This window comes from Skermanella pratensis (assembly GCF_008843145.1).
Classification (GTDB): domain Bacteria; phylum Pseudomonadota; class Alphaproteobacteria; order Azospirillales; family Azospirillaceae; genus Skermanella; species Skermanella pratensis.
Genome location: NZ_CP030265.1, coordinates 634,693 through 648,482 on the forward strand (window position 1 = coordinate 634,693; position 13,790 = coordinate 648,482).

At 65.6% G+C, this 13,790-nt stretch carries 13 protein-coding genes; 9 read left to right on the top strand and 4 right to left on the bottom strand.

Features of this window, described 5'->3' with window-relative positions; all coding sequences use genetic code 11:
* Window positions 1-2 precede the first annotated feature (2 nt).
* Genes DPR14_RS02895 through DPR14_RS02905 form a run of 3 tightly spaced genes read left to right on the top strand, consistent with a single transcriptional unit; the run spans window position 3 to window position 4,595 of the window.
* Window positions 3-2,915 (top strand): formate dehydrogenase subunit alpha, encoded by a 2,913-nt coding sequence (locus DPR14_RS02895; RefSeq protein ID WP_158043833.1) that lies wholly within the window; start codon window positions 3-5, stop codon window positions 2,913-2,915.
* Between the two features lie 16 nt (window positions 2,916-2,931).
* Window positions 2,932-3,528, top strand: coding sequence for a formate dehydrogenase FDH3 subunit beta (gene fdh3B, locus DPR14_RS02900; RefSeq protein ID WP_158043834.1), 597 nt, complete (start codon window positions 2,932-2,934; stop codon window positions 3,526-3,528).
* A gap of 20 nt (window positions 3,529-3,548) precedes the next feature.
* Entirely contained in the window at window positions 3,549-4,595 is a 1,047-nt protein-coding gene (locus DPR14_RS02905) for a formate dehydrogenase subunit gamma (protein ID WP_246148773.1), read from the top strand.
* 9 nt (window positions 4,596-4,604) lie between these two features.
* Here DPR14_RS02905 and DPR14_RS28605 read toward each other — a convergent pair whose 3' ends face one another.
* From DPR14_RS28605 to DPR14_RS02915, 3 genes are read right to left on the bottom strand one after another with little or no spacing between them, the layout of a single operon-like run.
* Entirely contained in the window at window positions 4,605-5,396 is a 792-nt protein-coding gene (locus tag DPR14_RS28605; RefSeq protein WP_211103900.1) for a thiamine pyrophosphate-dependent enzyme, read from the bottom strand.
* Window positions 5,321-6,211 carry a thiamine pyrophosphate-binding protein gene (locus DPR14_RS27670; RefSeq protein ID WP_211103901.1) on the bottom strand — a complete coding sequence of 297 codons (891 nt, stop codon included), beginning with the start codon at window positions 6,209-6,211 and terminating at the stop codon, window positions 5,321-5,323. Before DPR14_RS27670 ends, DPR14_RS28605 begins: the two co-directional genes overlap by 76 nt.
* The gene (locus tag DPR14_RS02915) at window positions 6,208-6,738 is read right to left on the bottom strand and encodes a hypothetical protein (protein ID WP_158043836.1); all 531 of its coding nucleotides are present in this window, start codon (window positions 6,736-6,738) and stop codon (window positions 6,208-6,210) included. Before DPR14_RS02915 ends, DPR14_RS27670 begins: the two co-directional genes overlap by 4 nt.
* A 196-nt stretch (window positions 6,739-6,934) precedes the next feature.
* On the opposite strand from DPR14_RS02915, the gene DPR14_RS02920 reads away from it, so the two are divergent.
* The 3 genes from DPR14_RS02920 (at window position 6,935) to DPR14_RS02930 (ending at window position 9,711) form a co-directional block, all read left to right on the top strand.
* Window positions 6,935-7,912, top strand: a complete 978-nt coding sequence (locus DPR14_RS02920) for an HpcH/HpaI aldolase/citrate lyase family protein (RefSeq protein WP_158043837.1) — start codon at window positions 6,935-6,937, stop codon at window positions 7,910-7,912.
* A gap of 416 nt (window positions 7,913-8,328) precedes the next feature.
* On the top strand, window positions 8,329-9,183 hold the full coding sequence (locus DPR14_RS02925; RefSeq protein ID WP_158043838.1) for a hypothetical protein: 855 nt from the start codon (window positions 8,329-8,331) through the stop codon (window positions 9,181-9,183).
* 18 nt (window positions 9,184-9,201) lie between these two features.
* A complete protein-coding gene (locus tag DPR14_RS02930; protein WP_158043839.1) occupies window positions 9,202-9,711 on the top strand; it encodes a hypothetical protein in 510 nt (169 codons plus the stop codon).
* A gap of 10 nt (window positions 9,712-9,721) precedes the next feature.
* On the opposite strand, the gene DPR14_RS02935 is transcribed toward DPR14_RS02930, so the two are convergent.
* Window positions 9,722-11,269 carry an IS66 family transposase gene (locus tag DPR14_RS02935; RefSeq protein WP_158043840.1) on the bottom strand — a complete coding sequence of 516 codons (1,548 nt, stop codon included), beginning with the start codon at window positions 11,267-11,269 and terminating at the stop codon, window positions 9,722-9,724.
* Window positions 11,270-11,282: 13 nt separating this feature from the next.
* Between DPR14_RS02935 and DPR14_RS02940 the strand changes: the two genes are divergently transcribed.
* The 3 genes from DPR14_RS02940 to DPR14_RS02950 all read left to right on the top strand — a co-directional run bounded on the left by DPR14_RS02940 (window position 11,283) and on the right by DPR14_RS02950 (window position 13,780).
* A complete protein-coding gene (locus DPR14_RS02940) occupies window positions 11,283-12,107 on the top strand; it encodes a hypothetical protein (RefSeq protein WP_158043841.1) in 825 nt (274 codons plus the stop codon).
* Window positions 12,108-12,297: 190 nt separating this feature from the next.
* Window positions 12,298-13,254 carry an acetyl-CoA carboxylase carboxyltransferase subunit alpha gene (locus DPR14_RS02945; protein ID WP_158043842.1) on the top strand — a complete coding sequence of 319 codons (957 nt, stop codon included), beginning with the start codon at window positions 12,298-12,300 and terminating at the stop codon, window positions 13,252-13,254.
* Window positions 13,255-13,258: 4 nt separating this feature from the next.
* A complete protein-coding gene (locus DPR14_RS02950) occupies window positions 13,259-13,780 on the top strand; it encodes an MAPEG family protein (protein WP_158043843.1) in 522 nt (173 codons plus the stop codon).
* Window positions 13,781-13,790 lie beyond the last annotated feature (10 nt).

The window sequence follows — 13,790 nt, forward strand, 5'->3', positions numbered from 1 at the left end:
CCATGTTGGTCAAGAGAGGTTCAGCAAGGGCGCCGGGTCCGCAGTCGGCCGGAACGCGCCGGTCCGGCCTGCTTTCGGCAGCCGCGGGCGCTCTGGCGCAGGCGCCGGTCGATCGCCGCACCTTCCTCAAGCGCTCCGGCCTGGCGGCTGGCGGGCTCGCCGCGGCCGGCGCCCTGTCGTTCGGCACGGTCCGCAAGGCCGAGGCCGGCCCGACCACGCCGGGCGTCGAGATCGTCCGCAAGAGGAGCATCTGCACCCACTGCTCGGTCGGCTGCACCGTCACCGCCGAGGTGCAGAACGGCGTCTGGGTCGGCCAGGAGCCGGCCTGGGACAGCCCCATCAACAACGGCACCCACTGCGCCAAGGGCGCCTCGGTGCGCGAGCTGGTCCACGGCGACCGCCGCCTGAAATACCCGATGAAGCTGGAGAACGGGGAGTGGAAGCGCCTCTCCTGGACCCAGGCGATCGACGAGATCGGGGCCAAGCTGCTGGAGATCCGGGAGAAGGCGGGGCCGGAATCGGTGTTCTGGCTGGGCTCGGCCAAGTTCTCCAACGAGGGCGCCTACCTGTTCCGCAAGATGGCCGCGTTCTGGGGCACCAACACGGTGGACCACCAGGCGCGCATTTGCCACAGCACCACGGTCGCCGGCGTCGCGAACACGTGGGGCTACGGCGCCATGACCAACAGCTACAACGACATCCATAACGCCAAGGCGATCCTGATCATCGGCGGCAACCCGGCCGAGGCCCATCCCGTGTCCTTGCAGCACGTGCTGCGCGGGAAGGAGATCAACCGGGCCCACATGATCGTGGTCGATCCCCGCTTCACCCGCACGGCCGCCCACGCGACCGAATACGTGCGCCTGCGCCCCGGCACGGACATCCCGCTGGTCTGGGGCATGCTCTGGCACATCTTCGAGAACGGCTGGGAAGACAAGGACTACATCGCCAAGCGCGTGTTCGGCATGGACAAGATCCGCGCCGAAGTCGCGAAGTGGGACCCGGCGGAGGTCGAGCGGGTCACCGGCGTGCCCGGCGCGCAGGTCCGCAAGGTCGCCGAGATCATGGCGAAAAACCGGCCGTCCACGCTGATCTGGTGCATGGGCGTCACCCAGCACACCGTCGGTACCGCCAACGTCCGGGCGCTCAGTATCCTCCAGCTGGCGCTGGGCAACATCGGCGTCGAGGGCGGCGGGGCCAACATCTTTCGCGGCCACTGCAACGTGCAGGGCGCCACCGACTTCGGCCTCGACGTCACCTCCCTGCCGGCCTATTACGGCCTGACCGAGGGCGCCTGGAAGCATTGGTGCCGGGTCTGGGGCGTCGATTACGAGTGGGTCAAGGGCCGCTTCGTCTCCCAGAAGTTCATGGAGACGAAGGGCATCCCGACCACCCGCTGGTTCGACGCCGTCATGGCGAAGCCGGACGAGATCGAGCAGCCCGCACCCGTCAAGGCCATGATGGTGTTCGGCCACGGCGGCAACACCGTGACCCGCATGCCGGAGATGCGGAAGGGGCTGGAGGCGCTGGACCTGCTGGTCGTCGCCGACCCGCATCCGACCACCTTCGCCTCCGTCAGCGGCCGCAAGGACGGGACATACCTGCTGCCGATCTGCACCCAGTTCGAGGCCGAGGGCTCGCGCACCGCGTCCAACCGCTCGGTCCAGTGGGGCGACCGGGTCGTCGATCCGATCTTCGAATCGAAGAACGACTACGACGTGATGTACGCGCTGGCCGACCGGCTGGGCTTCGCGGCGGAGATGTTCAAGCGCATCAAGGTCGTCGACGGCGTGCCCGATCCCGAGGACATCCTGCGGGAGATCAACTACGGCTCGCTCTCCACCGGCTATTCCGGCCAGTCGCCGGAGCGCCTGAAGCTCCACATGGAGCACCAGGCCGACTTCGACCGGACCACGCTGAAAGCCTCCACCGGCCCGTGCGCCGGCGAATATTACGGCCTGCCCTGGCCCTGCTGGGGCACGCCGGAGATGAAGCATCCCGGCACCCACGTCCTGTACGACACCTCCAAGCACGTGCTGGAGGGCGGCGGCACCTTCCGCGCCCGCTTCGGGGTGGAGAAGGACGGCGCCACCCTGCTGGCCGAGGGCTCCTGGTCCAAGGGGTCGGAGATCGAGGACGGCTATCCCGAGTTCACCTACGGGATGCTGAGGAAGCTGGGCTGGGACGCCGACCTGACCGAGGCGGAGCGGGCGACGATCGAGAAGATCGGCGGCGCCAACCCCGACGGCGTGAGCTGGGCGACCGACCTGTCCTGCGGCATCATCCGGGTGGCGCTGCAGCACGGCTGCTCGCCGTTCGGCAACGCCAAGGCCCGGGCGGTCGCCTGGAACCTGCCGGACCCCGTTCCGGTCCACCGCGAGCCGATCTACACGTCCCGGCGCGACCTGGTCGAGAAATACCCGACCCTGGACGACCGCCGCGACTTCCGCCTGGCCCACCTGGGCAAGACGGTGCAGGCCCGCGACGTCACCAAGGACTTCCCGATCATCCTGACCTCCGGCCGCTTGGTCGAGTACGAGGGCGGCGGCGAGGAGACCCGGTCCAACAAGTGGCTGGCCGAGCTTCAGCAGGAGATGTTCGTCGAGGTCAACACCCAGGACGCGGCGCGCCTGGGCGTCAAGGACGGCGGCATGGTCTGGGTCCACGGCCCGGAAGGCAACGGCAAGGCCAAGGTCAAGGCGCTGGTCACCGACCGAGTCGGCCCGGGCGTCGCCTTCATGCCCTTCCACTTCGCGGGCTTCTGGGACGGCGAGAGCCAGCGCGGGGCCTATCCGCCGGGCACCGACCCGATCGTGCTCGGCCACTCGGTGAATGCGTTGACGACCTACGGGTACGACCCGGTCACCTACATGCAGGAGACCAAGTGCACCCTGTGTCGGATTGTTGCGGCGTAAGGCGGGGATCAAGGCAATGGCAAGAATGAAGTTCCTGTGCGACGCCGAACGCTGCATCGAATGCAACGCCTGCGTCACGGCCTGCAAGAACGAGCACGAGGTGCCCTGGGGCATCAACCGCCGGCGCGTCGTCACCCTCAACGACGGCAAGCCGGGCGAGCGGTCGATCTCCATGGCCTGCATGCACTGCACCGACGCGCCCTGCATGGCGGTGTGCCCGGTGGACTGCTTCTACAAGACCGCCGAGGGCGTGGTCCTGCACTCCAAGGACCTGTGCATCGGCTGCGGCTACTGCTTCTACGCCTGTCCGTTCGGCGCGCCCCAGTACCCGCAGGTCGGCAATTTCGGCAGCCGCGGCAAGATGGACAAGTGCACCTTCTGCGCCGGCGGCCCGGAGGACGACATCACCCCGGCGGAGTACCGGAAATACGGCTCCAACCGCCTCGCCGAGGGCAAGCTCCCGCTCTGCGCCGAGATGTGCTCGACCAAGGCGCTGCTGGCCGGCGACGGCGACATCATCGCCGACATCTACAAGGAACGCGTCGTCCGGCGCGGTTACGGCTCCGGGGCCTGGGGCTGGTCGACCGCGTACAAGGACAAGGCGAGCGCCTAGGACCGGCTGGAGGAATGATCATGTCCATGAATCAAGGGTTCGGGCGCGCCTTGCGCCTCGCCGCGCTGACGCTCCTTCTGCTGGTTCCGGCGGTCGGGGCGGGCGCCCAGTCCACGACCGGCGCGACGCCGATCCCGCCGGGGCCGAACGCGCTGACCGGTCCGGACATCAGCAACGAGCAGTTGCTGTTCCAACAGCTCCAGGGCGGCTTCCAGGGGCGCGTCAGCATCCCTGACCAGAAATCGGCCACGCTGATCCAGCCGGAAGGCCGCGACTGGCGCGAGTTCCGCCAGGGCACGCTGAAGACCGTCGCGGCGGTGCTGCTGATCGGGAGCATCGCCGCGCTGGCGATCTTCTACATGATCCGGGGCAAGATCCGGATCGATGCCGGCCCGTCCCGGTTCCGGGTGCAGCGGTTCAACGGGCTGGAGCGGTTCGCCCACTGGATCACCGCCGTCAGCTTCATGGTGCTGGCGCTGACCGGGCTCAACCTCGTGTTCGGCCGCTACATCCTGATCCCGCTGCTGGGACCGGAGGCGTTCACCACCCTGACGATCTACGGCAAGCTGGCGCATAACTTCCTCAGCTTCCCCTTCGTGCTCGGCATCGTGCTGATGCTGCTGGTCTGGGTCCGCCACAACATCCCCGACCGCACCGACCTGGCCTGGGTCAAGGCGGCCGGCGGCCTGTTCGCCAAGGGCAAGCACCCGGCGGCGAAGAAGTTCAACGCCGGGCAGAAGGTGATCTTCTGGATGGTCGTGGCGGGCGGCGGCATCGTGGCGGCCAGCGGGTACGTGCTGCTGTTCCCGTTCTACGTGACCGACGTCGCCGGCATGCAGCTCGCCCATCTGGTCCATGCGGTCCTGTCCGTGCTGCTGATCGCCGGCATCATCGGCCACATCTATATCGGCTCGGTCGGCATGGAAGGCGCGTTCGACGCCATGGGCAGCGGCCAGGTGGACGTCAACTGGGCGCGGGAGCACCACAGCCTCTGGCTGGAGGAGGAGGCCCGCAAGGGCAGGGCGCCGCAGGCTCCCGGGGTCGGGCACCGGGCGCCGGCGGAGTAACGCCGGAGCTCAGACGGCGAACCGGTCCTGCCGCACCTCGATCAGGGTCGGACCCCGCCGCGTGAAGGCGTCTTTCAGGGCTGCCGCCAGCATCGCCGGATCATCCGCGCGGAGGCTGTGGCAGCCCATCGCCTTCGCCAACATGTGGTGGTCGGGGTTCTTCAGCGTGACGCCGATCTCCGGGATGCCGCGCTGGATCATGCCGTCGCGGATCTGGCCGTAGCCGTCGTTGTTCCACATCACGACCGCCAGCGGCATGTCCAGTTCGACCGCCGTCATCAGGTCCTGCACCGTGAACATCAGCCCGCCGTCCCCGATCAGGCAGACGGTGTCGCGGTCCGGCATGGCCAGCTTGGCCCCGATGGAGGCCGGCAGGGCGAAGCCCAGGGTGCCGTAGCCGTGGGGATGGTGCCATGTGCGCGGCTGGTCGGTCGGCCACAGGCTGTTGCCGGCATAGGCGATCTGGGTCATGTCGGACATGACGATCCCGTCGGCCGGCAGGCCCGCGCGGATCGCTGCCAGGACCTCCCGATGCCGTTGCCGCAGCGGCGGCAGGTCGGCGGTCGCGGCGTCACGCGCCGTCCTGACCGCTCCGTGCTGCCGGGCCGGGTTCGGCGTCGCCAGGCGATCCACCAGGTCGCACAGGATGGAACCGGCGTCGCCCAGCAGGGCGACGTCCGGGGATGAGTCGCGGGTCAGGGCGGCCGGGTCGATGTCGATGCGGATCAGCGTCCCGCCGAACTTCGGCACGCCGCTCCAGAAGTCGGTCTCCGCCAGTTCCGATCCGGCGACCACCACCACGTCGGCGCGCTCGATGAACGATACCAGGGCCGGGTGGTCGCAGGACGAGCCGAGGTTGAGGGATGACCGTCCGGCAGGACGCCCTTGGCGGCGCCGGTCAGCAGGACCGCCGCGCCGACGCCCTCCGCGAACTGGCGGACCGCCTTGGGGCAGTCGCGAGCACCCCCGCCGACGATCATCGCGGGGCGCTCCGCCATGGCGATCAGGTCGGCGGCCCGGACCAGGGCGGCATCGCACGCGGCGGGGCGGCCGATGACGGCGCGGGCATCCGTGCCGAAGTCGGCCGGAGAGGCGAGCACATCCAGCGGAATCTCGATATGGACCGGGCGGGGGCGGGCGGACTGGAACACGCCGAAGGCGCGCGCCATCACCTCCGGCAATTCGGCCGCGTCCATCACGGTATGGCTGAAGGCGCAGAGCGGGGCCATCGCCGCCTGCTGGCTCCGAAGCTCATGCAGCCGCCCGCGGCCCATGCCCAGGTCGCGCCGGTCGTTGACGCTGCTCAGCACCAGCATGGGAACGCTGTCCGAATAGGCCTGCGCGATCGGCGTGGCTGCATTGGTCAGGCCGGGGCCCGTCGTCAGCAGGCAGGCGGCCGGGCGGCCCGACGCCCGGGCATAGCCGTCGGCCATGAATCCGGCGCCCTGTTCGTGCCGCGGCGTGACATGGCGGATGCGGCTGTTGGGCAGCCCCCGGTAGAGCTCCAGCGTGTGGACCCCCGGTATGCCGAACACCGTGTCGATGCCGTAGGATTCGAGCAGGCGGATCGCCGATTCGCCGCATGTCGCCTTGCCGCCTGGCGCCTTGGAGGTCACGGAGTCACCTGCGCTTCCGGTTCTGTTGCTGTTTCTCTGCCGGTGGCAGCGTAGGCAGGCGCCGGGGCGGTGGCAAGCATCCCGAGCAGCCGGTCGGCGTCGGCCCTGGCGACCGGGAGTATCGGCGTGGACCAGTCGGGCAGGGCGAACAGCGCCCAGGAAGGCTCGACCCGGACCCCGTCCCGGGAAAACACGTCGCGCCCGCCGGCCCGCTCGTGCCGCCAGCCGCCCGCCGCCTCGCACAGCGGCGGCAGGACGATGGTCCGCAACGCCTCGTCATAATCGCGGCCGGGCGCGGAGCGGACCTGAAGCCCGATGAACAGGCCGACGGCGGCGAGGACCGGGGCGGCGGACCAGAGCACCACGTGGCCGACCCACAGGGCGGTTCCCAGCCAGGCAAGGCACAGGCCGCCGAACGCCAGGGCGCGCCGCCGCAGGCGGATAGCCTGGTGGCGCCGGGCCTCCTCCAGCGGCATCAGGTACGGCGCGACGCGCGCAGCGAACATGTCGTCGAAATCGCTTGGCATGGTACTTTCCGCCATTATGGTGCGGGTGCGAAGAAACGTAGTATCCATCGGCTGCGTGCCCGGCGGAATATCGACACGTTCCGTACCGCATGCCATACCTGCCGCTTTCCGTATCGTGGAAGGCGGAACCAATACCGCGACGGCGCGGCGACCCGGTCGCCCGACCCCGCGGCGACACTGTGATGGGGGAACAGCAATGAGCTTCAAGATCGTCGAACAGGCTCCGGCCCGGCTCAACCGCAGCGAACTGGCGGTTCCCGGGAGCAGCCCGAAGCTGTTCGAGAAGGCCGCCAAGTCGGCCGCCGACGTCGTCTTCCTGGACCTGGAGGATGCGGTGGCGCCGGACGACAAGCCGCAGGCGCGCAAGAATATCGTCGAGGCGATCAACGACATCGACTGGGGCGACAAGACCCTGTCGGTCCGCATCAACGGCCTCGACACCCATTACATGTACCGCGACGTGGTCGAAGTGCTGGAACAGTGCGGCGACCGGCTCGACCTGATCATGATCCCCAAGGTCGGTACCGCCGCCGACGTCTACGCGGTCGACATGCTGGTCACCCAGATCGAGGCCGCCAAGGGCCGCAAGAAGCGGATCGGCTTCGAGCTGATCATCGAGACCGCACTGGGCATGGCGAACATCGACGAGATCGCGACCGCCTCCAGGCGCAACGAGAGCCTGCATTTCGGCGTCGCCGACTATGCCGCCTCGACCAAGGCGCAGACCACCGGCATCGGCGGGCCCAACCCGTCCTACGGCGTGCTGACCGACAAGGACGGCGACAAGCCGCGCGATTATCACTGGGGCGACATGTGGCACTACGCCACGGCGCGCATGGTGGTCGCGGCCCGCGCCGCCGGCCTGCGTCCGGTCGACGGCCCGTTCGGCGACTTCTCCGACGCCGACGGCTACAAGGCCCAGGGCCGGCGCGCCGCCGTCCTGGGCTGCGAGGGCAAGTGGGCCATCCACCCCTCCCAGATCCCCTTGGCGAACGAGGTGTTCAGCCCGTCCGAGGCCGAGATCACCAAGGCCAAGCGCATCCTGGAAGCGATGGAGCAGGCCCAGAAGGAAGGCCGCGGCGCCGTGGCCCTGGACGGCCGCCTGATCGACATCGCGTCGATCCGCCAGGCGGAAGTGATGGTCAAGAAGGCCGAGCAGATCGCCGGCATCTGACTGCGGCGCGACTGGCGGACGATCCTTGCGGCCGGGGCGCACCTCCCAGGTGCTCCCGCCGCAAGGCTTTCCTGCGGGCGGCGCTGTGGCCATCCATCCCAATGAACGCCGTGCAGATTAAAGTTCAGGTTGTGTCGCCAAACAACCTCGGGTCAAGCAATGGGGCCGTCGCGACGATGCTTGGCTTTTTTCTTCTGGCGGATTTTCATATGGTGTATTTGTTGCGGAACGGCACAATCGAGTGATTGCTTTGATACTTCAGGATCTGGCAATAACCTATTATTTACCGGCAAGGAATTCGTAATCCCGACTCGGCTTGCATGCGTCTTCGGACTTCACCGTCTGCCAGCAAAGTCGCCCCATTACCCTGCAAACTCGGGAAGTGCTTGCCCCGATGGGCGCATGATGGAGAAATCATGAAAATAAATATGGCCGCGAAGTCGATTCCAATGATAAAAGATGTCGCTCTGAGTATAATTTTTTCCACAGTAGTGTGCTTGTTCGCATGGGCGATAACGGCGGCATTCAATCCGAGTTTCGTCAATGACTTAATTTACTCTACCGGCGATATCGCGTCAAATGAATTGCTTGTCATAAAGGCTAAGAGCTTCGAGCTATTTTCAGGAAACTACAGCAGAATGGAGTTTTACCATCCTGGTCCTTTCTTCTTCTACGTTATGGCCACTGGCGAGGTTGTTCTGTACGATATGCTGGCACTGGTCGGATCACCTGTCGCCAGCCATGTGTTTTCCATTGTGTTCTTGAACGCATTATTTTCCTACATATCCTTTTCGGCCCTTAAGAGCGTAACGGGGTCTGCCTCTGCCGCGGCGCTCGTGATGGCTTTAGCCGTTGCCTCTTTGGTCGCCATGAGCGGCAGCGTCGAAGGGGTGTCCGAAAACACTTGGGAAACTATAGATCTTCTTAGCTCCACTTGGCCTCCTTATTTCATAGTGTTTCCCTCGATGGCGGTTTTTTCCTTGCTGGTTTCGATCATGGCAGGAAATGCATATTCCATCGTCCTTCTGATTCCATCTTCTTTAGTGCTTCTGCATGGGCATGCCAGTTTTATTTTTCTCTTCCCGATCTTCACGGCTATCGCAATCTTTCTCTGGATCAAGCGCCGTGGGCCTTTGACGCCAAGCATCGCTTTTGACTACCTCCTGTCTGTTCGCTCATACATCGCAGTCGGGCTGTTGCTCAGCACACCGCTTATCCTGCCTATATTGGTGGAATCCCGTGGCAATCTGATTGGCTGGCTGTCGCAGTAACTGTTCTCTTCGAGCGGCTTGCGCATTAACTCTCCCCTCGGTGCGATCTCCTATGTTTTTCAATTTTGGAATTGGCGTTTGGTCGGCTGGTTGGTCCTGGTTCTGCCGGCTGAGTTTTTGCGCTGGCGGGGAAGTGCCGATGATTGCAAAGACTTGAAGCCGGCAAGTCTCAAAGCCACGACCATCGTGACAAGCGCCGCGACTTTTTTGCTTTTTCTCTATGCCGTCTTCATCATCGACAACCTCAACTACCATTATCTCGGATGGTGGTATTCGGTCATTCCCTCGCTTGTCACGGGCCTGGCGTTCCTTCGCGTGATGGTCGTAGATGAAGCCGGGCGAGGCCTCTTCCCTGCCCTGCAGCGCTCTCGCACTCCTGTGGGTGGCATATTCGGCGTTGCCGCTGAAGCACAGCGAGCCCGCGGAACTCACCTCGCAGATCGATGCCACCGGACTTGGTCAGTTTCGTCGGCGGATAGCGGCCACGGCGGTTTGCTGTGGACTACGCTGAGGCGTTTTGGCGGATGAGATCGGGGAGTCAGGGCACGCGGTCGGCGTCCGGGATATTTAGCCGAGCCCCGAGGTAGTCCCAGAACGAGATGGCGAGCTTGGAGCAGGTTTTCAGTAAACTGAGGAAGGTGTCCCGCGCCTGCTTGCCGGCCGCGGAGCGGGTCTCGCCGGAGATCCTGCGTTTGGTGACGAAGCTGCGGACGTCGTTCTCCGAGCCGTTGGTGTGCAGCGGGATATCTGGCCGGTCGAGGACAAGCAGCAGCTCGTCCTTGTTGGCAAGGGTCCGGGCGACGGCCTCATCGAGTTCGGCAAAGCCGGTGACCCGGGTGAAGATCCGATCGAAGCGCCGCCTCAACGCCGTTCGGCGGATGGCGTTCGGGTCGTCCTTGTAGAGTTTGAGATCGGCGTAGAACCACCAGACCAGCTGGCGCTGCAGCGCGACCTGGCGCTGCTGCTCGTTGGTCACGCAGACGATCCGGCGGAGATGGCGCTCGGCGTGGATCCAGCACAAGGCGTGCTGGAAAACGTCGAACTGACCGGCATCATCGGAGATGATCACGGTGTCGGTCAGCAGGCCGCGGGCGACGATGGCTCCGACCATGGCCGCCTCGGTGACCCGCCGACGATGACCGGCGCCGAAGCCGAAGCTGTCCAGCTGGGCCTGCCACGCCGCATCGTCGGCAAAGCTCCGGGGTCCGGCGGCGAGCAGAGCGGCGACGATGCTTTCCGGCACGCCGTGTTCGACCAGGTAGGCCAGCGCCGTGGCATTGATCACGTAGTCGGGATGGCCGGCACGGAGTAGGTCGAGGAAGTTCAGTCGGCTCTTCGACGGCCGGGTAGCGAACCAGGCGAAGCGGTCATTGCCAATGTGCGTCGTGTACTCGTTGGCCCCAGCGTGGCGGGCGCCGGTATCATCGACCGTCACCCAGGCGGCAGTTGCCAGCCCGGCCTCCAGGATGGCGTCCTTCTCGGCATGGAAAGCATCCTTGTTGGCCGTCAGGAGGGTGATAATCTGACCCTTGGAAATGCGCACGCCCAGGCCTCTCAGCTGGGCGCGCAGGCGCTCCACCGTCACCTGCCCCTGGACGTGCTGCATCAGCACGAAGCGCACGATCCCGGGGCCAAAGTGGCCGCGCACCTCGGGCGGCAGCGGTGCGATGATCTCCTGGCCGTCCGGTGTCACCCAGCGCTCGCGGCGGAAGCGGATGACCTGCGGCGCCAGGATCAGATCCTGCACGGTGAAGGGCTCGAAGCCGCGCCGGCGCGAGCCCGCCGGGGCCTCGATGACAAGGGTGCGCTCCGTGGTCACCGGCGGGGTGCGCCGGCCACTCTGCCGGTTGCGCCGCTGCCGGCGCGCCTCCTTGGTCCTGGCCCGCCTGTCCGGCTCTGTCGCCTTGTCCATGCCGCCCGGTGCCAGCTTCGGTTTCTTCGGTAGATCCTTCAGCTGGGCGTTCTCTGCCCGCAGCTGCTGGTTCTCCTCTTCCAATGTCGATACGCGAACCAGCAGCTCGACCACCAGCTTCTTCAGCTCGGCGAGAGACAGGGCGTCCAAGTCTGGAAGCGGCGCTACGGACATGGCTTAGACAACCATGTCCACCCTCATCATGGGAAGCCCTCACATCACCTCGACACACCCGCCGACCGGGGAAACTGACCAAGTCCGTTGCCACCCTGTCGGCCATGGCGATTGCGCCGGCCGGGGATCTGCCGGTGATGGGATGATCCCGATATTCATAGGCAGGGGTGGCACGTTCGGATGGCCGGATGTCGTCCCGCTTATTGTCCGCATGGAGCGTCTTGGTCGGGTTTCGCACTGCATTGCCCCGTCGAGCTGGCATCTACTGTTTCATGCTCGTCATCGTTGCAGCGGACCTTACGGCCTCATGTCGTACACAAGCGCCGTCTTTGCCTTCCAGGGAGCGCTTCCCGAAGACTTCAAGAAGATCGGAAGGGTGAAAGACACCGACCTGAACGAAATTCAACTGGATAAGGTGGCGCGGGAGATGGCCTGGAATGATCCTGTATGGCGGCTACTCACACCGCAACTCTATTCGGGGTGGCGACCGATCGAACTCGATCAGGTTTGCATGGCGCGAAAGGATGCCGTGCTGGTGCTAAGAATTCCTCAGGGTGGGGATTTTCGGCAGGTCGTGCTTGATCTCCGCGGCTTCACGGAAGCCAAGTCAAGCCAAACGGCGAATATTGCAGTTGATGGTGGCGAACAGGTAATAAAGACTTTCGATGTCCGGAATCCGTCTGCCAAGTTGACCTTCCCGCTTCCGCCTGGACTTGAGAGCGGAGATCACATAACCATCCGTTTCCATGTTGATCGCCTGTTCAGGGCGGAAAGATACGGAACGGCCAAGAGAGGCACCCATGGCTTGTGCTTGCTCGACGCCAGGGTCATGCGGTGACAGGCGGCAACTCCACGATACAATTGGCTTCAGCCTGTATGTTCAATCCCGTGACAAGGGGACGCATGCACTGCGGTTCTCAACCCGTTCATAGCGAACTAACCGTTCTGCGTCCTATTAGCGCTGGCTAGCCTTTAGGGCGTGTGGTAGGGAACCCGGTCATTTTCCCAGCCCGCCGTGAAATCCCTTCATGCAGACGTTTCTTGAATTTGAAAAGCCGATCGCGGAACTCGAAGGCAAGATCGAGGAGCTGCGGCACCTGACCGATACCGGCGACATCAATATCGCCGAGGAAGTCTCCAAGCTGCAGGCCAAGGTCGACAAGCTGCTGCGCCAGACCTATGGCAAGCTTGCGCCGGCGCAGAAGGTCCAGGTGGCGCGCCATCCCAACCGGCCGCACTGCATGGACTATATCGACGGTCTGGTCCAGGACTTCACGCCGCTCGCCGGCGACCGGGGTTTCGCGGAGGACTGCGCCATCATCGGCGGCATCGGGCGGTTCCGGGGCCGTTCCGTCATGGTCATCGGCCAGGAAAAGGGCCATGACACCGAAAGCCGCGTGAAGCACAATTTCGGGATGGCGAAGCCGGAAGGCTACCGCAAGGCGATTCGCCTGATGGAGCTTGCCGACCGCTTCAAGCTGCCGGTCATCACCCTGGTCGATACCGCCGGCGCCTATCCCGGCGTCGGCGCCGAGGAGCGCGGCCAGGCCGAGGCGATCGCCAAGTCGATCGATACCTGCCTGAGCCTCAAGGTGCCCATGGTCGCCACGGTGATCGGCGAGGGCGGCTCCGGCGGGGCCATCGCGCTGGCCGCCGCCGACCGGGTCATGATGCTGGAGCACGCGATCTATTCGGTCATTTCGCCGGAAGGTTGCGCCTCGATCCTGTGGCGGACCAACACGGCGGCGGCGGAAGCCGCGGCGGCGCTCAGGCTGACCGCCCAGGACCTGAAGGATCTCGGCGTGATCGACCGCGTGATCGCCGAGCCGATCGGCGGTGCGCACCGTGACCGGGACGAGGTCATGACCGCCGTCGGCAATGCCATCGAGGACTGCCTGGACGAACTGCGTGGCCTGGAAGGCGGCACCCTGCGCCTGAAGCGGCGCGACAAGTTCCTCGAAATGGGCCAGAAGGGCCTGTCCTGACGCGATGCCCGGGCTGGTGCTCGATCGCCGCCACCTGATCTCGGTCGCCGGGGTCGTCTTCGGGACGGCTCTGGCCTGGGGCGGCCTCGCGCTGTTCTGGCCCGAACCCATGGCCGGCAACGACTCCGCGGCCGACCGGCTGGCCGTTGCCGCCGGCCTTCTGGTCTGGCCGGCGCTCCCGCTGGTGCTCATGGTTCTCGCGGTGGCCCTGGCCCGGTTCGCCACCGCCGCGTTCGATCCCCTGAACGATCCGGAAAGCCGGTTCCAGCGGCGCGCCCAGCGGGCGCTGTCCAATACGGTCGAGCAGACCGCGGTCTTCGTGCCGGCGATGCTCTCCGCGGCGGCGCTCGCCGATCCCGCGGATGTCCGCTTCGCCGGCGTCATGACCGGACTGTTCTGCGTGTCCCGCCTGTTGTTCTGGGTCGCGTACCTGATCCACCCCTATCTGCGGGCGCCGGGAATGATCATGACGCTCAACGTGAACGTCGCTATCGTCGGATACGCACTCTACCGGGCGCTGGGGTGAGCGGAACCCC

Coding starts and splice junctions, on each gene's coding strand:
- DPR14_RS02895 (WP_158043833.1), top strand. CDS start 3: ATGTTGGTCAAGAGAGGTTCAGCAAGGGCGCCGGGTCCGCAGTCGGCC.
- fdh3B (WP_158043834.1), top strand. CDS start 2,932: ATGGCAAGAATGAAGTTCCTGTGCGACGCCGAACGCTGCATCGAATGC.
- DPR14_RS02905 (WP_246148773.1), top strand. CDS start 3,549: ATGTCCATGAATCAAGGGTTCGGGCGCGCCTTGCGCCTCGCCGCGCTG.
- DPR14_RS02915 (WP_158043836.1), bottom strand. CDS start 6,738: ATGCCAAGCGATTTCGACGACATGTTCGCTGCGCGCGTCGCGCCGTAC.
- DPR14_RS02920 (WP_158043837.1), top strand. CDS start 6,935: ATGAGCTTCAAGATCGTCGAACAGGCTCCGGCCCGGCTCAACCGCAGC.
- DPR14_RS02925 (WP_158043838.1), top strand. CDS start 8,329: ATGAAAATAAATATGGCCGCGAAGTCGATTCCAATGATAAAAGATGTC.
- DPR14_RS02935 (WP_158043840.1), bottom strand. CDS start 11,269: ATGTCCGTAGCGCCGCTTCCAGACTTGGACGCCCTGTCTCTCGCCGAG.
- DPR14_RS02940 (WP_158043841.1), top strand. CDS start 11,283: ATGTCCACCCTCATCATGGGAAGCCCTCACATCACCTCGACACACCCG.
- DPR14_RS02945 (WP_158043842.1), top strand. CDS start 12,298: ATGCAGACGTTTCTTGAATTTGAAAAGCCGATCGCGGAACTCGAAGGC.
- DPR14_RS02950 (WP_158043843.1), top strand. CDS start 13,259: ATGCCCGGGCTGGTGCTCGATCGCCGCCACCTGATCTCGGTCGCCGGG.